Source organism: Stenotrophomonas sp. YJH_SMC_94-11, from assembly GCF_059370435.1.
The window spans coordinates 190,816-207,932 of the sequence record NZ_JCAFTR010000009.1 but is presented as its reverse complement, the minus strand read 5'-3'; the positions used below and the strand labels follow the sequence as shown (position 1 = coordinate 207,932).

The window sequence follows — 17,117 nt, the reverse complement described above, 5'->3', positions numbered from 1 at the left end:
ACTCTCGGTTACGCTTGGCGCCTGATCCATTCGAGCGTTGACGATGAATCCACTGCGCTGGCCCTTCCGCGCCCAGTTCTTCCTGGGCTTCCTGATCTGCGCCGGCCTGCTGGGCTACGCGATCTTCCTGCAGCTGAAGATGGGCCTGGAGCCGTGCCCGCTGTGCATCTTCCAGCGGCTGGCGTTCGCTGCGCTGGGCCTGCTGTTCCTGATCGGTGCACTGCACGGGCCCTCCAACCGTCCTGGCCGGGCAACCTACGGCGTGCTCGCCTTCATTGCCGCCGCGGTCGGCGTAGGCATCGCTGCGCGCCACGTCTACGTGCAGATGCTGCCACCGGAGATGGGGGCGACCTGCGGCCCGCCGCTGAGCTTCCTGCGCGAGACCATGGGGCCGCTGGAAGTGTTCCGCACGGTGCTGACCGGTACCGGCAACTGCGGCAATATCGACTGGACGTTCCTGGGCCTGACCATGCCGATGTGGTCGGGCGTGTGGTTCGTGCTGCTGGCGCTGTGGTCGCTGGTGGTGTCGCTGCGCAAGGTCAAGCGCTGAACGCAGGGTAGTGCCGGCCGCTGGCCGGCAACCCCATGAACGATGGCAGCGTTCCCGTAGATGCCGGCCAGCGGCCGGCACTACCACGGTCCGTTCTCAGAAATCCTGCTGCAGGCTCAGGTAGGTGCCACGGCGCGGCCCCCACTGCGGCGCGAACACGCCAACACCGCCGCCATCGCGCAGCTGGTAGCTGCGATCCAATGCGTTGATCACGGCCAGTTGCACGTGCAGCGGATGCCCGCTGTCGGCATTGAAATCGTGCCCGGCGCTGAGGTTCACCTGCAGGTAGGATGGCAGCTCGCCGCCGTTGGGCACGCCCTCGATGTCCGAACGCAGGCCGCTACCGAACACGTAGTTGGCGCCGACCCGGTTGTGGCCGGCGAAGGCGTAGCTGAAGCCGCCCGATGAGGTCAGCTTCTGGTCGTGGTCGAGGTGGATCCAGTGGTTGGCCACATAGGCCAGCGCCTCTGGATCGAGGTTGTACTGGCTGGTGATGACCTGGGTGCCGATGGCCTTGTTGTACGCCGCGTTGACGTAAGCGCTGAACGGACCGTTGCTGTAGTCGGCACTGAACTCCAGGCCACGGATATGGCCGCGGCGGTAGTTGAACGTCGAATAGATGTAGGCGGCACCAAACTGGCCTTCGTCCTGCAGGCGCGCAACACGGCGGTCGTACGCGTCCAAGCCCAGGGTCAGGTGTTCGCCCAGCTGATGCGATACGCCGATGTCGTAGTAGTCACTGCGCTCGGCCAGTGGCGTGTTGTTGCCGCCGCTCGGCTGCTGGTTGGTGGTGCCGTCGTACAGCGCGATATCGCTGCTGGCGATCAGCTCACTGGCCGGCGGCGTGAAGTAACGCGAATAGCCGGCATGCACGGTGGTGCTGTCGCTGGCATTCCAGGCCACGCCCACGCGGGGGCTGAGCTGGCCCTCGGTGTGGCCAAAGGCCTTGTAGCGATCTCCGCGCAGGCCGTAGTTGACGGTCCAGTCGTCGCCGATCTTCCATTCATCCTGCACGTACAACGCCAGCGTGCTGGCATGGAAGGCACTGTGGTCAGGTATCAGCAGCGGCGTGGTGCTGGACTGCTGGCCGGCGTCATCGACCGGGAACACCCAGCTGCTGTTGCTGGCCCGCGCGTTCTCGTAGTTGCCGTACAGGCCATAGCGCAGCGTGTGGTCGCTGCCCAGTGGGGTGGAGAAATCGGCCTGCAGCGTGTTGGCGCGGTTGCTGCGCTGCACCTGCGAGGCGACGCCACTGAATACCAGGTCGCCGATGACATCCGGGTTGAACGCCACATCGCTGTAGCGCTGCCCGGCGGACAGCTGGTAGGCGGTGCTGCCCAGCGCGCCCTGCAGCACCAGCATGCCGAAGCGGGTGGTTTCGCGCTGGGTTTCATCCAGCTGGCTGGAGTCGAAGGTGGTGGTGTCCAGGTAACCGAACTGCGGGGTCTGCCCGGGGTTGACCGGGATCTGGAAGCGGTTGTTGGCGAAGCCGGCGAACACGCTCAGGCGGGTGTTCTCGTTGACCAGGTAGGTGAGGTCAGCGAACGCTTTGCCCTGGTGGGTGTCGTCGTGCAGCGGCGTGCGCGAGCGGGTCGGGTTTTCCAGGCCAACCTCGTTCTGGTCGTAGTTGCCAGTCAGGAACCAGCTCCATCGCCCCTGGTTGCCCCACCACGAGGCATTCGGATTGATCTTGCCGAACGAGCCTGCGGTCAGTCCGGCGCTGCCGCCATTGCCGAGCTCGGCACCATTGCGGGTGGTGATGTCGACCACTGCAGCGGTGCGCTCGCCGAACTGCGCCGGCAGCGCGCCATCCATCAGGCGGATGCTCTTGATGGTGCGTGCATCCAGTGTCTGGCCGAAGCCGGAGATCGATTCGGGCAGCAGCACGCCATTGATGCGGTACTGCAGGTTGGCGTGGTCGCCGCGCACGTGCACGCCGCCATAGGAATCCTGGACCACGCCCGGGGCCTGCAGCAGTACCTGGCTGAGCGGCGCGGAGGCACCCAGCGGCTGCTTCTGGATGTCCTCGGCGGTGATCTGGTACTGGCTGCTGCCGATGTCCGGCGACAGCGCGTTGCGGGCCTGGTCGAGCTGGGCGTGGACGGTGACCGCGTCCAGATCCTTGACGGAGGAAGAAGTGTCGTCGGCCGTTGCGGCGAAGGCGGGCAGGCTGGCCAAGGCCAGGGCGAAGGTAATACCGGTAGCGAGGGGCGAGGGCTTCATGGTGAGAGAGGGGGCGGCTGGGCGTGGAAGGGGCCGGTCCATGACGTGCAAGTGTTACTCCGTAACAAATCATGCGCCTGTCCCGTGCGGCCGGCCATGCCGGATCTGGCTGCTGGCGTTGGCCTTTCCCTGCCGTTCAGGTGGCCGGGGCGGTGGGGGTGGGCCTTTGCGTCAGCGGCTGGCTCTGCGACCATGGCCGCCCCCCACCCCGGAAGTCTGCAATGAGCCTGTCCGCCGTTCCGCCCGCCTCCGATTCCGACGCGACCACCGCTGGCGCTGCCTGGTCGCCGGAGAGCTGGCGTGGCAAGACCGCGCTGCAGATGCCGACCTACCCGGACCCGGTGGCGTTGGACGCCGCTCTGCACGAGCTGAAGCGGCTGCCGCCGCTGGTCACCTCGTGGGAGATCCTGGCGTTGAAGCAGCAGCTGGCCGAGGCCCAGGAAGGCAAGCGCTTCCTGCTGCAGGGCGGCGACTGTGCCGAGAATTTCAGCGACTGCGAATCGGGCACCATTTCCAACCGATTGAAGGTGTTGCTGCAGATGAGCCTGGTGCTGGTGCACGGCCTGCGCCAGCCGGTGATCCGCGTGGGCCGCTTCGCCGGCCAGTACGCCAAGCCGCGCTCGGCCGACACCGAGACCCGCGATGGCGTGACCCTGCCCAGCTACCGCGGCGATGTGATCAACGCGCCGGCCTTCACCGAGGCAGCACGCCTGCCGGACCCGAAGCGGATGCTGCAGGCCCACGCGCATTCGGCGATGACGATGAACTTCGTGCGTGCGCTGATCGACGGCGGTTTCGCCGACCTGCACCACCCCGAATACTGGAACCTGGAGTGGGTAAGCCACTCGCCGCTGGCGGCCGAGTACCAGAAGATGGTGGCCTCGATCGGCGATGCGGTGCACTTCATGGAGACCCTGGCCGGGGCCCGCGTGCACAACCTCAACCGCATCGATTTCTACACTTCGCACGAAGCGCTGCTGCTGCCCTACGAGCAGGCGTTGACCCGCCAGGTGCCGCGCCAGCAGGGCTGGTTGAACCTGAGCACGCATTACCCGTGGATCGGCATGCGCACGGCCGCGCTCGATGGCGCGCACGTGGAGTACCTGCGTGGCGTGCGCAATCCGATTGCGATCAAGGTGGGCCCGTCGGTGACACCGGACCAGCTGCTGCGCCTGATCGATGTGCTCAACCCCCATGACGAGCCGGGCCGCCTGAGCTTCATCCATCGGATGGGCGCAACGCAGATCGCCGAGAAACTGCCGCCGCTGCTGGACGCGGTCAAGCGTGATGGTCGCCGCGTGCTGTGGGTGTGCGATGCGATGCATGGCAATACCGAAAGCACCGCCAACGGTTTCAAGACACGCCGCTTCGACAACGTGCGTGGCGAGGTGGAGATGTCGTTCGATCTGCATGCGGCCGCCGGTACGCGCCTGGGCGGTGTGCATCTGGAACTGACCGGCGAGGACGTGACCGAGTGTATCGGCGGCGCGCGCGAACTGACCGAGCGCGACCTGGAGCGTGCGTATCGTTCGACGGTGGACCCGCGGTTGAACTACGAGCAGTCGCTGGAGATCGCGATGGCGATCGTGCGCAAGCAGGAGCTGGTGCGGTAAGGATTTTTCGGCAGGGCTTGCAGCCCTGCACCTGCTACGAGCCAGAGCAACGTCAACGTCAGCGTCAACGTCAAAAGCGGGCTATCCGTGGGTTGGCGGAACGGTGTCGGAGTGCGGGGACGCCGCAAGTACGTCCTTGTAGGCTTGGCAGCCGCATCCATGCGGCTGACACCCCGCACCCCGACACCGCCCCACCTTCGACAGGTTCACTCGGCTGCTGGTAGGTGTCGACCTTGGTCGACACGGTAGATCCACGCGATGCGTGGATGAATTTCCAATGGAATCGAATATTTCGATATCTGTGAGATTTGAGCCTGGCATGGCTCGGCTCTACAGAAAGCAGTACCCGGCAGGTTGCAAGAATCTGTCGAAGGCGGGGTGGGTCCGGTTGCGGGAGTGTCCGCGGCATGGATGCCGCGGCCAAGCCCCCAAGGATGGGTTTACGGCGTCTCCCGCAACCGGACCCACCTCGCGATCCCACGGAATGCCAGCTTCGGCTGTTGCTATTGCTGTTGCCGTTGCTTCGGCTTCTGGCAGGTGCAGGGCTGCGAGCCCTGCCGACCAACACCCTTCTTACGAACGGCTGACGTGACGCTCATGTGCCATGCGCGAGGCTGTCCACTTGGCGGTTCGACTGGAGGTGACAAGGGTGCACTGGCAGAGCGCACAGGCCTACGCATGGCCGTTGGGATTGGCCGTGGTGGTGGGCGGTATCGGCGCGTGGCTGATCCTGTGGATCTATCATCGGCTGAAAGGGCGTGATCGGCGGCGCGCGCGCATCGGGCGTGTGCTCGGGCTGCCAATGGCCACCGCATGGCCGCTGCTGCTGTTGATTCCTGCGTTGCAGGCCACGCCGCTGCAGGATCCCCTTCTGGGCAACCTGCAACGGGTGCTGCATATCGCACTGACCGCCTGCTTCATCTGGTTGCTGGTACGCGCAGTGGCAGCGGGTGAGCGGGCCATCCTGCGCAGCCATCCCATCGATGTCTCCGATAATCTGGAAGCGCGCCGCATCCAGACCCAGACGCGGGTGCTCAGCCGCGTGCTGATGGGCGGCATCATCGTGCTGGGCACTTCGCTGGTGCTGCTGACCTTCCCCATGGTGCAGAAGATCGGCACCGCGCTGCTGGCCTCGGCGGGCCTCATCGGCCTGGTGGCCGGTATCGCCGCAAAGCCAGTGTTCGGCAACCTGATCGCTGGCCTGCAGATTGCAGTGACCCAGCCGATCCGGCTGGACGATGTGGTGATCGTCGAGGGCGAGTGGGGACGCATCGAGGAGATCGGCAGCAGCTACGTGGTGGTACGCATCTGGGACGAGCGGAGGATGGTGGTGCCGTTGACCTGGTTCATCGAGAACCCCTTCCAGAACTGGACGCGGCGTAGCGCTGACCTGCTCGGCACAGCCTTCCTGTGGCTGGATTATCGTGCCCCGATTGCGGCGATCCGTGCTGAACTGGAGCGCATCTGCCGGGGCGAAGCGTTGTGGGATGGCCGGGTCTGCGTGACCCAGGTGACCGAAACCAGCGAGCGTGCGATCCAGGTGCGCCTGCTGGTGAGTGCGCGCAGCTCCGGCGACGCGTTCGACCTGCGTTGCCTGGTACGCGAGCGCATGCTCGATTTCCTCGCGCGTGAGCATCCGCACTCGCTGCCGCAGCTGCGTGCGCGGCTGCAGCATGCAGACGAGCTGGACATGCCGCGAGGTCCTCGTGCACGCACTGCAGATGTGCGTTCGCCGGGGGCTGAAGACGGTGAGGCGGCAATCGTGCCGATGGAGCCGGAACCCGAACGGTAGCGCCGGCCAGCGGCCGGCACTACCGGATCAAGGCTCGCCGGCGTCGATCAGCGTGTCGGTGCCGAAGTGCGGTGGCCGCCGCGCGCGGGTGCGCTGTTCGTAGGCGTACGCCATTTCGATCAGCTTCGGTTCGCTCCAGGCGGTGCCCATGAACAGCAGGCCGACCGGCAGGCCATCGATCTGGCCCATCGGCACGCTGAGGCTGGGATAGCCGGCGACGGCGGCGGCACTGTAGCTCTCGCCGGGGAAGTCGTCGCCTTCGCTGCGGATCGGCCACGCAACGCCGGTGGTCGGCGCGACCAGGGCGTCGAGCTGGTGGGCGGCGAGGGCCGCATCGATGCCTTCCGGGCCCGCCAACCGGCGCGCATCGCTGCGTGCGCGGATGTAGGCGGGGTCAGCCAGGCCGGCGGTGGCGTCGGCCTCCACCAGCAGTTCCTGGCCGAACAGGCCAAGCTCCTGCTTGCTGTGCGCCTGGTTGAAGGCGATCAATTCGGCCAGGCTGTGGAGGGGAGCGCGGTGGGTGCTGAAGTAACGCTCCAGCCCGGCCTTGAACTCGTACAGCAGTACCTTGCGTTCGGCGTCGGCCCAGGCGCCCTGGTTGGGCAGCTCCACCGGCACCACGACGGCACCGGCCCGACGCAGCTCGGTGGCGGCGTGTTCGATCAGTGGCGGCATGCCGCGGTATTTCAGCAGCGGCGTCTGCAGCAGGCCGATGCGCTTGCCACGCAGTCCCTGCGGATCCAGCCGCGCGGTGTAGTCGTACACCGCACGGCCGGGCATGGTTGCGGTGGCCGGGTCGGCATCATCGCGGCCGGCAATTGCGGTCAGTACGGCCGCAGCGTCGGCGACGCTGCGTGTCATCGGCCCCGCAGTGTCCTGGCTGAAGGAAATCGGGATGATGCCATCGCGGCTGACCAGGCCGACGGTCGGCTTGAGGCCGACGATGCCATTGATCGCCGCAGGGCAGACGATGCTGCCGTCGGTTTCGGTGCCGATCGCCACGCTGGCCAGGTTGGCGGCCACCGCTACCGCGCTGCCGCTGCTGGAGCCGCAAGGCGAGTGGCTGAGGCGATAGGGATTGCGGGTCTGGCCACCGCGCGCGCTCCAGCCGGACACCGAATCGTTGCCGCGGAAATTGGCCCATTCGCTGAGATTGGTCTTGCCCAGCACCACGGCCCCGGCCTCGCGCAGGCGCCGCACCAGATACGCATCGTCAGGGCGGAACCCCTGCAGGGCCAGCGAGCCGGCACTGGTGGCCATCGGTGCGGCGTTGATGTTGTCCTTCAGCAATACCGGGATGCCATGCAGCGGGCCGCGCAGGTGCCCATCGCGGCGCTCGCGGTCGCGTTCGGCGGCTTCCTTCAGGGCATCGGGGTTGAGCTCGATCACCGCGCGCAGGCGGGGGCCGGCCCGATCCAGGGCGGCGATCCGCTGCAGGTAGGCCTGGACCAGGGTGGCGCTGTCCAGCTCGCCGGCGGTCATCTGCGCCTGCAGGTCGGTGACATCGGTTTCGGCGTACGGGAAGGGCACGTTGCGGCTCGCGGGTTCGGCCGCATGCGCGCTGGGCGTGGCCGGGCTGCAGCCAGCCGAAAGCAGCACAGGCAGCGTGGCAAGCAGGCAGGTCAGCAGAGGCGGCAAGGACGGGCGCATGGGGCGGCTTGGTCGGCTCCAATCCCCAGTGTAGCCGCTGCTCAGCGGTGGCGCTTGCGCAGATCGCGGGCGAGGACGTAGACCACGATCAGGTTGATCGCCAGGATCGTCCACGACGGCCAGCCGGGGTGGCGGATGATCGCGAAGATGTCGAAGGGCAGGTACAGCGAGGCAGTCAGGCAGCCCAGCCAGGAGGCCCAGGCCTTGGCCCGCCACAGGCCCCAGGCTTCGACCAGGTGCAGCAGGCCGTAGCCGATCATCCCCGCCGCGGCCAGGTGGACCGCGTCGGGGCTGATCATATGCAGCAGCGAGGGCAGGGTGCCATGGTCCGGATCCAGGCTGAAACGCCGGATCAGGACCATGATGCCGTGCCGAAGCGGCTGCGGTCCGAGCACTTCCAGCCCGGTGGCGGCCAACAGCGCCAGCAACGCCTTGCTCGCTTCGAGCAGGGCGATGACGTGCAGGCCCGGATGCCGGTGTGGATCCGGGTTGTAGCCGCTCTGGTTCACGGGGTGCAGGCTCAGCCGCCGCGCGAAGCCTTCTTGCGATCGCTTTCGGTCAGGAACTTCTTGCGCAGGCGGATCTCCTTCGGGGTGATCTCGACCAGCTCATCGTCTTCGATGAAGTCCAGGGCCTGTTCCAGCGAGTACTTGATCGCCGGGGTCAGCTGGATCGCATCGTCCTTGCCCGAAGCGCGCATGTTGGTCAGCGGCTTGGTCTTGATCGCGTTGACGGTCAGGTCGTTGTCCTTGGAGTGGATGCCGACCAGCTGACCTTCATACACGTTGTCGCCTTCGGCAGCGAAGAGCTTGCCGCGTTCCTGCAGCGGACCCAGCGAGTAGGCCGGGGTGACGCCCGGCGCATTGGCGATCATCACGCCGTTGATGCGCTTGGCGATGGCGCCCTGTTCCTTCGGGCCGTAGTGGTCGAACACGTGGAACAGCAGGCCCGAACCCTGGGTCAGGGTCTTGAACTCGTTCTGGAAGCCGATCAGGCCACGGGCCGGGATCTGGTACTCCAGGCGCACGCGGCCCTTGCCGTCCGATTCCATGTTCTTCAACTGGCCCTTGCGGGTGCCCAGCTTTTCCATCACGCCGCCCTGGTGGATTTCTTCGATGTCCACCACCAGCTGCTCGATCGGCTCCATCAGCTGGCCGTCGATTTCCTTGATGATCACTTCCGGGCGCGACACAGCCAGCTCGTAGCCTTCGCGGCGCATGTTCTCGATCAGCACCGACAGGTGCAGTTCGCCACGGCCGGAGACCAGGAACTTGTCGGCGTCTTCCAGCTGCTCGACCTTCAGGGCCACGTTGTGGACCTTTTCACGGTCCAGGCGGTCCTTGATCTGGCGGCTGGTCAGGAACTTGCCACCGGACAGGTCCTTGTTGCCGGCGAACGGCGAATTGTTCACCTGGAAGGTCATCGAGATGGTCGGCTCGTCGACGGTCAGCGCAGGCAGGGCTTCCGGGAAGTCCGGTGCGCAGATGGTGTCGGAGATGGTCAGCTCCTGGATGCCGGAGATGGCCACGATGTCGCCGGCCTCGGCCGAATCCTGCTCGATGCGCTCCAGGCCCATGAAGCCCAGCACCTGCAGCACCTTGCCGTTGCGCTTCTTGCCTTCACGGTCAATGACCGCGACCTGCATGTTCTTCTTCAGGGTGCCGCGCTGGATGCGGCCGATGCCGATCACGCCCACGAAGTTGTTGTAGTCCAGCTGGCTGATGCGCATCTGGAACGGGCCTTCCGGGTCGACTTCCGGCTTCGGCGCGTGCTGCATGATCGCTTCGTACAGCGGGGTCATGTCGCCGTCGCGCACGGTGTCTTCCAGGCCCGCGTAGCCGTTCAGGCCCGAGGCGTAGACGATCGGGAAATCCAGCTGCTCGTTGGTGGCACCGAGCTTGTCGAACAGGTCGAAGACCTGGTCGATCACCCACTCCGGACGGGCGCCCGGACGGTCGACCTTGTTGACCACGACGATCGGCTTGAAGCCCATCGCGAAGGCCTTCTGGGTCACGAAGCGGGTCTGCGGCATCGGGCCGTCCATCGCATCAACCAGGATCAGCACGGTGTCGACCATCGACAGCACGCGCTCGACCTCACCGCCGAAGTCGGCGTGGCCGGGGGTATCGACGATGTTGATCCGGTTCTTGATGCCGGTCTTCTTGTCTTCCCAGGTGATGGCGGTGTTCTTGGCCAGGATGGTGATGCCGCGTTCCTTTTCCTGGTCGTTGCTGTCCATCACGCGCTCGGCGAGGACGGTGCGCTCGGACAGGGTGCCGGACTGCTTCAGCAGCTGGTCGACCAGGGTGGTCTTGCCATGGTCGACGTGGGCGACGATGGCGATGTTGCGAAGATTTTCGATGGACATACGAAAGGGGGCCAGTCGGCGCCGGATTTGGAAAAAGAAGTCCAACATTATACGTCGAACTTGACGATTCGCGAAAAGGTGGATTTCACGCCGGCCCAGCGGCCCATTCAGCTGGCTGTCCGCCGCTTCGGCCGAGGTCGCCAGGACGGGGCCCCCGGCTCACCTTCCGCTGGCTGAAGGCGGGGGCTCCACCGATGGTCGAAGGCACCGCCGCCACGAGGCAGGTGTAAACTAGGTGGCTAGACGCATTCCCCTTTGCACCAAGGATCTTCATGTCCCTCATCGCCACTTTCGACACCACCCAGGGCCCGATCAAGGTCGAGCTGTTCGCCGACAAGGCGCCGCTGACCGTGGCCAACTTCGTGAACCTGGTCAAGCACGGCTTCTATGACGGCCTGATCTTCCACCGCGTGATCGCCGACTTCATGATCCAGGGCGGCTGCCCGCAGGGTCGTGGCACCGGCGGCCCGGGCTACAAGTTCGAAGACGAGAAGAATGGCGTGAAGCACGAGGTCGGCTCGCTGTCGATGGCCAACGCCGGCCCGAACACCAACGGCAGCCAGTTCTTCATCACCCACATCAAGACCGATTGGCTGGACGGCCGCCACACCGTCTTCGGCAAGGTCCTGGAAGGCCAGGCCATCGTCGATTCGGTCAAGCAGGGCGACGTGATCCATTCGATCACCCTTGAAGGCGACGTCGACGCCGTGCTGGCCGCCCAGGCCGACCGCGTCGCGGAGTGGAACAAGCACCTCGCCGCCTGACCCCCTTCGAAACGGCCACCCACGGGTGGCCGTTTCCCTGTTCCCCGCCGCCTGCCCGGCCTGCGTGGCCATGCCCGCGGCGTCCCATCAAACGCTTGCAAGCAAGAGGAAACCCCCATGAAAGCACCCGTTCGTGTTGCCGTGACCGGCGCCGCCGGCCAGATCGGTTATGCCCTGCTGTTCCGCATCGCCTCCGGCGAAATGCTGGGCAAGGACCAGCCGGTCATCCTGCAGCTGCTGGAACTGCCGGTCGACAAGGCCCAGGCCGCCCTGAAGGGCGTGATGATGGAGCTGGAAGACTGCGCGTTCCCGCTGCTGGCCGGCATGGTTGGCACCGATGACGCCGAAGTCGCGTTCAAGGACGCCGACATCGCTCTGCTGGTCGGCGCACGTCCGCGTGGCCCGGGCATGGAGCGCAAGGACCTGCTGCTGGAAAACGCCAAGATCTTCACCGCCCAGGGCGCGGCGCTGAACAAGGTCGCCAGCCGCGACGTGAAGGTGCTGGTGGTCGGCAACCCGGCCAACACCAACGCCTACATCGCGATGAAGTCGGCCCCGGACCTGAAGCCGGAAAACTTCACCGCCATGCTGCGCCTGGACCACAACCGCGCGCTGAGCCAGCTGTCGGCCAAGCTCGGCAAGCCGGTCGGCGGCATGGAGAAGCTGGTCGTGTGGGGCAACCACAGCCCGACCATGTACCCGGACTACCGTTTCGCCACCGCCGACGGCGCCTCGATCGCCGATGCGATCAACGACCAGGAGTGGAACGCCAACACGTTCATCCCGACCGTCGGCAAGCGCGGCGCGGCGATCATCGAAGCCCGTGGCTCGTCCTCGGCCGCTTCGGCCGCCAATGCCGCCATCGACCACGTGCGTGACTGGGTGCTGGGCAGCAACGGCAAGTGGGTCACGATGGGCGTGCCGTCCGACGGTTCCTACGGCATTCCGGAAGGCGTGATCTTCGGTTTCGCGGTGACCACCGAGAACGGCAAGTACACCCTGGTCAAGGATCTGCCGATCGACGACTTCAGCCAGAAGTACATCGACAAGACCCTGGCCGAGCTGGAAGAAGAGCGCGCCGGCGTCGCCCACCTGCTGGGCTGATGCAGGCGGTACCGGCTCCGGTCGGTACGCAGAAAGCGGGGAAGCTTCGGCTTCCCCGTTTCTGTTTGGACGGATACAGAGCCGGATGATCCATCTGCACTACATCGACGACGCGCTGCTGGTGGCTGAAAAGCCCCCCGGCCTGCTGTCCGTGCCCGGCCGCAGCGCCGAGAACCAGGACTGCGTCGTCGCGCGCCTGCAGGCGCTGTACCCGGATGCGTTGACCGTGCACCGCCTGGACCAGGTAACTTCCGGGCTGCTGCTGCATGCGCGTGGCAAGGACATGCAGGCGGCGTTGTCGATGCAGTTCGAGCAGCGCCGGGTTGGCAAGCGCTATGAAGCGGTCGTCGAGGGGCTGCTTGAAGGCGATGCCGGCGACGTGGATCTGCCGCTGATCGTGGACTGGCCGAACCGGCCGAAGCAGATGATCGACCATGAGCGCGGCAAGCCGGCGCTGACGCGTTGGCGCGTGCTGGCGCGTGATGTTGAAGCGCAGCGTACGCGCGTGGCGCTGGAGCCGATCACTGGCCGCAGCCATCAGTTGCGCCTGCACATGGCCAGTCTCGGCCATCCCATCGTTGGTGACGTGCTGTACGACGCCGCACCGGCGCCACGCGTGCACCTGCATGCGCGCAGCCTCCGGCTCACCCATCCGGCGACGGGCGAAGCGCTCGCGTTCGAGTCCGCGACTCCGTTCTAGGGATTCGGCAGGGCTTGCAGCCCTGCACCTGCAGAATCAACGTCAACGTCAACGTCAAAAGCGGGCTATCCGTGGGTTGGCGGGACGGTGTCGGAGTGCGGGGACGCCGCAAGTACGTCCGTGTAGGCTTGGCAGCCGCATCCATGCGGCTGACACCCCGCACTCCGACACCGCCCCACCTTCGACAGGTTCACTCGGCTGTTGGTAACGGTGGCCGTTGTTCCGCGCAGCTGTTGGTAGGTGTCGGCCTTGGTCGACACGATTTTTCTGTCAGATATCGAATGAATCATCCACGCATGGCGTGGATTTACCGTGTCGACCAAGGTCGACACCTACCAGCGCAATCCGCCGTTCCGACAGATGGCAGGAAACTGTCGAAGGCGGGGTGGGTCCGGTGGCGGGAGTGTCCGCGGCATGGATGCCGCGGCCAAGCCCCCAAGGACGGGTTTACGGCGTCTCCCGCCACCGGATCCACCCCGCCATCCCCCAGTAAGCCAGCTTCTGCTGTTGCTTTGGCTTTGGCTTCGGCTTCTGCGGGTGCAGGGCTGCAAAGCCCTGCAGAACAAACCCACCCCCTACCAAGGTAGGGCGGCCCGCGCGCCAGCGCCGGACTATCCTCGAACCCATGACTTTGTCTGGGAGGGCTGCGTCATGAACTACGAGGAAACCTACCGTCGCTCGATCGACGAGCCGGAGGCCTTCTGGGGCGAGGAAGCCAAGCGCATCCATTGGCACAAACCGCCGCAGCAGGTGCTCGACTACAGCAACCCGCCGTTCCGGCGCTGGTTCGTCGGCGGCGAAACCAATCTCTGCTACAACGCCGTCGACCGCCACCTGGCAACGCGCGCCGACCAGCTCGCGCTGGTTGCGATTTCCACCGAAACCAACAGCACCCGCGAGATCACCTATCGCCAGCTGTATCGCGAAGTGAACGACTTCGCCGCCGTGCTCAAGCATCTCGGCGTCGGCCACGGTGACCGCGTGGTGATATACATGCCGAACATGGCCGAAGCCGTGTTCGCGATGCTGGCCTGCGCGCGCATCGGTGCGGTGCACTCGGTGGTGTTCGGTGGCTTCGCCGCGCACAACCTGGCGCTGCGCATCGACGATGCGAAGCCGAAGTTGCTGATCGCAGCGGACGCCGGCATGCGCGGTGGCAAGCTGATTCCGTACAAGCCGATGGTCGACGCGGCCTGCGCCGAAGCGGCGTCGCCGCCACCGCACGTGCTGATCGTGTCGCGCGGGCTGGATGCCGCCGAACCCCGCGTGCCGGGTCGCGACGTGGACTACGCCGCGCTGCGTGCACAGGTTGGTGAGGTCGATGTGCCGGTACAGTGGCTGGAAGCGAGCGAGCCGAGCTACCTGCTGTACACCTCCGGTACTACCGGCAAGCCGAAGGGCGTGCAGCGCGATGTCGGTGGTTACGCGGTGGCGATGGCGCAGTCGATGGAGACCGTGTTCGACTGCAAGCCGGGCCAGGTGATGTTCTCCACTTCCGACGTCGGCTGGGCGGTAGGCCACTCGTACAACGTGTACGGCCCGCTGATCGGTGGCTGCACCTCGTTGCTGTACGAGGGGCTGCCGACGAATCCGGACCCGGGTATCTGGTGGGCGCTGTGCGAACAGTACAACGTGCGCACCATGTTCTCCTCACCCACCGCCATCCGCGTGCTGAAGAAGCATGACGCGGACTTCATCCATCGCCACGACCTGCGCGCCCTGAAGTATCTGTTCCTGGCCGGAGAGCCGCTGGACGAACCCACCGCGCACTGGATCAGCGAAGCGCTGGGCAAGCCGATCATCGACAACTACTGGCAGACCGAAACCGGCTGGCCGGCACTGACCCTGCTGCCGGGCCTGGAGATGAAGCCGGTGCGCTTCGGTTCACCGGGCTTCCCCAATCTCGGCTACCGGATGAAGGTGATCGACGAGAACACCGGCGAGGAAGTGGCGCCGGGGCAGAAGGGCGTGCTGGTGGTGTCGCCGCCCTTGCCGCCGGGTTGCATGAGCACGGTGTGGAACGACGACAGCCGTTTCCTGCAGAGCTACTTCAGCCACTTCAAGGAACTGCTGTACAGCTCGCTGGACTGGGCGATCCGCGATGACGATGGCTATACCTTCATCCTCGGCCGTACCGACGATGTGATCAACGTGGCCGGGCATCGTCTGGGCACGCGCGAGATCGAGGAGGCCATCTCCAGCCATCCGCGCGTGGCCGAGGCTGCCGTGATCGGGGTCAAGGACGAGCTGAAGGGGCAGGTGCCGCTGGTGTTCGTCACCCTCAAGCAGGGGCTTGAAGGCGAGGATCCGGCGCCGGTGGTGGCCGAGATGATGGCGACGGTGACGACTTCGCTTGGTGCGGTCGCGCGCCCGGCGCATGTGCACGTGGTCAACGCGCTGCCCAAGACCCGTTCGGGCAAGCTGCTGCGGCGCTCGTTGCAGGCGTTGGCCGAGCAGCGTGACCCGGGCGACCTGTCGACGCTGGACGACCCCAGCGCGCTGGAGGAGATCCGCCGCGCGCTGGGCCGTTGATCCGGTGGTGCCGGCCGCTGGCCGGCCCCCCATCAATCCCGAGGTTGCCGGCCAGCGGCCGGCACTACCCGCTGCACTTGCGCTAAGCTCGCCCTGTCATCGACCTGCAACACGCGGTGCGCGCCGGGGAATGCGCGCGCCGCCCAGGGGTGGCACACAGGGGGGCGTGCCCGTGAGGGTGCGCCGGCATGGCGCATCAAGGGAGGGGGATGCAATGGCATTGCTGCACGCCAAGACGGCTGCTGGCCGTCAGGAAATCGAAGACCGTGGCCGGCGCCTGCCGGCGGCACTGCGTTCAATCCTGCTGATGGTCGATGGCCATCGCGATGACACCGAACTGCGCGGCTTGTTCGATGGCCTGCGCGCACCTCCGGATGCACTGGAGCAGCTGGCCGCACAGGGACTGATCGAGGTGATCGGCGGGAGCGTAGAGGCCGCTCCGACGCGTGGCATCAGCACCGGCCGCGAACAGGACCCGGCGCTGTACCAGCAGTTGTACGACGCGATGAGCGAGGCGGTGCGGCGCCATCTGGGGCTGAAGGGCTACTTCATGCAGTTGAAGATCGAACGCTGCACCGATGCGCTGGCGTTGGAACGCCTTTGCCCGGAACTGCTGGCGGCGGTGGGCAAGGCGCGCAGCCCGGCGCTGGCCCAGCGCTGGTGGCAGGAAACCCAGTCCGCCGTAGTAAACGCTGGCAAAGAGGTCGTGCAGGCCTGAGCCACCGCGTAAAGTGATCGGTTCACTTCCCCACAAGGAGTCCCGCGTGCAGGACGACCACGATGACACCGACACCCCCGGCTGGGACGCGATCAATGCGGCGCTTTCGCCGCTGTATGCCGGGCAGGAGCCGCGACACTACGGCACCGCGCTTCCCTACACGCTCGGCGGCCAGGATCCGCTGGATGGCATCAGCGTGTACTGGGCGGATGCGCCGGTTCCGCATTGGCACTACATCACCTACGGTTTCTCCGAGCTGTATGCCAAGGAGAGCAGTGATGCTGCCGCCAGCGGCTATGGTTTCGAGCTGACGTTCCGTCTCGCTGCCGAAGCCGCTGAGAACGCCGACAGCACGCCGCCGGTGTGGCCGATGAACCTGCTGCAGAACCTGGCGCGCTATGTGTTCGGCAGCGGCAACGTGTTCGAGGATGGCCACCATCTGAATGCCAACGGCCCGATCGCACTGGAGACCGACACGCGGTTGTGCCACCTGGCCTTCATTGCCGACCCGCAGTTGCCGGCACGCGACACCGCCAATGGCCACCTGCAGTTCCTGCAGCTGGTCGGATTGACCGATGAGGAAATGGAGGCAGTCAAGCGCTGGTCTACGCGCGGCGTGCTGCAGGCGCTGCAGCCGGCAATGCCGCTGTGGGTCAGCGACCTGCACCGCGGCAACCTGCTGGAGGACCCTGCGCTGGCGGCAGAGGTGCGGGCCGGCAGCGAGCGCGAAGGCTCCAGCACCGGCATGTTGTTCATCGAGACACTGGACTGGCGCCAGGAGGCGGGCATGACCACGCTGGTGCTTGGCGCCGGCCAGGTGGCGAGCGTGTGCGAACTGCTGCCGCTGCGCCTGCGCCACGGCAGATCGCTGGAACTGGTCAGCCGCGAGCGGCAGTGGGAGTTCATCTCGGACGGGGGCGGTGAAGTGGCGGACGTATCCGCCGACAGCGCGCGCTGGTCACTGGACGAGGCGGGCCTGCAGGCCCTGGCAGGGGTGCACGCCGAGCGCGGGGTCTACCCGCTGGCAGGAAGGTTGCGTATCGAGGTGGTGCCGACCTACCTGCGCGATGCCAAGGGGGAAGTGATCCGCCAGATCGGCTGAT

General features: G+C 66.1%; 13 protein-coding genes. 9 read left to right on the top strand and 4 right to left on the bottom strand.

Annotated features, from left to right (window positions below; translation table 11 throughout):
* Positions 1–43 precede the first annotated feature (43 nt).
* The gene (locus AC5P74_RS16380; RefSeq protein ID WP_053500146.1) at positions 44–550 is read left to right on the top strand and encodes a disulfide bond formation protein B; all 507 of its coding nucleotides are present in this window, start codon (positions 44–46) and stop codon (positions 548–550) included.
* Between the two features lie 96 nt (positions 551–646).
* Here AC5P74_RS16380 and AC5P74_RS16375 read toward each other — a convergent pair whose 3' ends face one another.
* Positions 647–2,773: a TonB-dependent receptor gene (locus tag AC5P74_RS16375; RefSeq protein WP_495204989.1), complete on the bottom strand. Its 2,127-nt coding sequence runs from the start codon at positions 2,771–2,773 to the stop codon at positions 647–649.
* 221 nt (positions 2,774–2,994) lie between these two features.
* On the opposite strand from AC5P74_RS16375, the gene AC5P74_RS16370 reads away from it, so the two are divergent.
* Together AC5P74_RS16370 and AC5P74_RS16365 are read left to right on the top strand one after the other, a co-directional pair.
* Entirely contained in the window at positions 2,995–4,386 is a 1,392-nt protein-coding gene (locus AC5P74_RS16370; protein WP_005415423.1) for a class II 3-deoxy-7-phosphoheptulonate synthase, read from the top strand.
* Between the two features lie 604 nt (positions 4,387–4,990).
* Positions 4,991–6,178, top strand: a complete 1,188-nt coding sequence (locus AC5P74_RS16365) for a mechanosensitive ion channel family protein (protein ID WP_216653255.1) — start codon at positions 4,991–4,993, stop codon at positions 6,176–6,178.
* A gap of 27 nt (positions 6,179–6,205) precedes the next feature.
* Here AC5P74_RS16365 and AC5P74_RS16360 read toward each other — a convergent pair whose 3' ends face one another.
* From AC5P74_RS16360 to typA, 3 genes are read right to left on the bottom strand one after another with little or no spacing between them, the layout of a single operon-like run.
* Positions 6,206–7,828 carry an amidase gene (locus AC5P74_RS16360; RefSeq protein ID WP_069138926.1) on the bottom strand — a complete coding sequence of 541 codons (1,623 nt, stop codon included), beginning with the start codon at positions 7,826–7,828 and terminating at the stop codon, positions 6,206–6,208.
* 41 nt (positions 7,829–7,869) lie between these two features.
* The gene (locus AC5P74_RS16355; RefSeq protein WP_049414692.1) at positions 7,870–8,337 is read right to left on the bottom strand and encodes a DUF2127 domain-containing protein; all 468 of its coding nucleotides are present in this window, start codon (positions 8,335–8,337) and stop codon (positions 7,870–7,872) included.
* A gap of 11 nt (positions 8,338–8,348) precedes the next feature.
* Positions 8,349–10,196: a translational GTPase TypA gene (gene typA, locus AC5P74_RS16350; RefSeq protein WP_005415427.1), complete on the bottom strand. Its 1,848-nt coding sequence runs from the start codon at positions 10,194–10,196 to the stop codon at positions 8,349–8,351.
* Positions 10,197–10,468: 272 nt separating this feature from the next.
* Here typA and AC5P74_RS16345 point away from each other — a divergent pair, with 272 nt between their 5' ends.
* The 6 genes from AC5P74_RS16345 to AC5P74_RS16320 all read left to right on the top strand — a co-directional run bounded on the left by AC5P74_RS16345 (position 10,469) and on the right by AC5P74_RS16320 (position 17,116).
* Entirely contained in the window at positions 10,469–10,960 is a 492-nt protein-coding gene (locus tag AC5P74_RS16345) for a peptidylprolyl isomerase (protein WP_005408225.1), read from the top strand.
* Positions 10,961–11,077: 117 nt separating this feature from the next.
* Positions 11,078–12,064 (top strand): malate dehydrogenase, encoded by a 987-nt coding sequence (locus AC5P74_RS16340; RefSeq protein WP_005415428.1) that lies wholly within the window; start codon positions 11,078–11,080, stop codon positions 12,062–12,064.
* 85 nt (positions 12,065–12,149) lie between these two features.
* Positions 12,150–12,764, top strand: a complete 615-nt coding sequence (locus AC5P74_RS16335) for an RluA family pseudouridine synthase (protein ID WP_053501051.1) — start codon at positions 12,150–12,152, stop codon at positions 12,762–12,764.
* Between the two features lie 651 nt (positions 12,765–13,415).
* Positions 13,416–15,296, top strand: a complete 1,881-nt coding sequence (gene prpE / locus AC5P74_RS16330) for a propionate--CoA ligase (protein ID WP_005415430.1) — start codon at positions 13,416–13,418, stop codon at positions 15,294–15,296.
* Positions 15,297–15,510: 214 nt separating this feature from the next.
* A complete protein-coding gene (locus AC5P74_RS16325) occupies positions 15,511–16,014 on the top strand; it encodes a hypothetical protein (protein WP_070490513.1) in 504 nt (167 codons plus the stop codon).
* Between the two features lie 46 nt (positions 16,015–16,060).
* A complete protein-coding gene (locus tag AC5P74_RS16320) occupies positions 16,061–17,116 on the top strand; it encodes a suppressor of fused domain protein (RefSeq protein ID WP_053501063.1) in 1,056 nt (351 codons plus the stop codon).
* Position 17,117: the final 1 nt, after the last annotated feature.

Coding starts and splice junctions, on each gene's coding strand:
- AC5P74_RS16380 (WP_053500146.1), top strand. CDS start 44: ATGAATCCACTGCGCTGGCCCTTCCGCGCCCAGTTCTTCCTGGGCTTC.
- AC5P74_RS16375 (WP_495204989.1), bottom strand. CDS start 2,773: ATGAAGCCCTCGCCCCTCGCTACCGGTATTACCTTCGCCCTGGCCTTG.
- AC5P74_RS16370 (WP_005415423.1), top strand. CDS start 2,995: ATGAGCCTGTCCGCCGTTCCGCCCGCCTCCGATTCCGACGCGACCACC.
- AC5P74_RS16365 (WP_216653255.1), top strand. CDS start 4,991: ATGCGCGAGGCTGTCCACTTGGCGGTTCGACTGGAGGTGACAAGGGTG.
- AC5P74_RS16360 (WP_069138926.1), bottom strand. CDS start 7,828: ATGCGCCCGTCCTTGCCGCCTCTGCTGACCTGCCTGCTTGCCACGCTG.
- typA (WP_005415427.1), bottom strand. CDS start 10,196: ATGTCCATCGAAAATCTTCGCAACATCGCCATCGTCGCCCACGTCGAC.
- AC5P74_RS16345 (WP_005408225.1), top strand. CDS start 10,469: ATGTCCCTCATCGCCACTTTCGACACCACCCAGGGCCCGATCAAGGTC.
- AC5P74_RS16340 (WP_005415428.1), top strand. CDS start 11,078: ATGAAAGCACCCGTTCGTGTTGCCGTGACCGGCGCCGCCGGCCAGATC.
- AC5P74_RS16335 (WP_053501051.1), top strand. CDS start 12,150: ATGATCCATCTGCACTACATCGACGACGCGCTGCTGGTGGCTGAAAAG.
- prpE (WP_005415430.1), top strand. CDS start 13,416: ATGAACTACGAGGAAACCTACCGTCGCTCGATCGACGAGCCGGAGGCC.
- AC5P74_RS16325 (WP_070490513.1), top strand. CDS start 15,511: ATGGCATTGCTGCACGCCAAGACGGCTGCTGGCCGTCAGGAAATCGAA.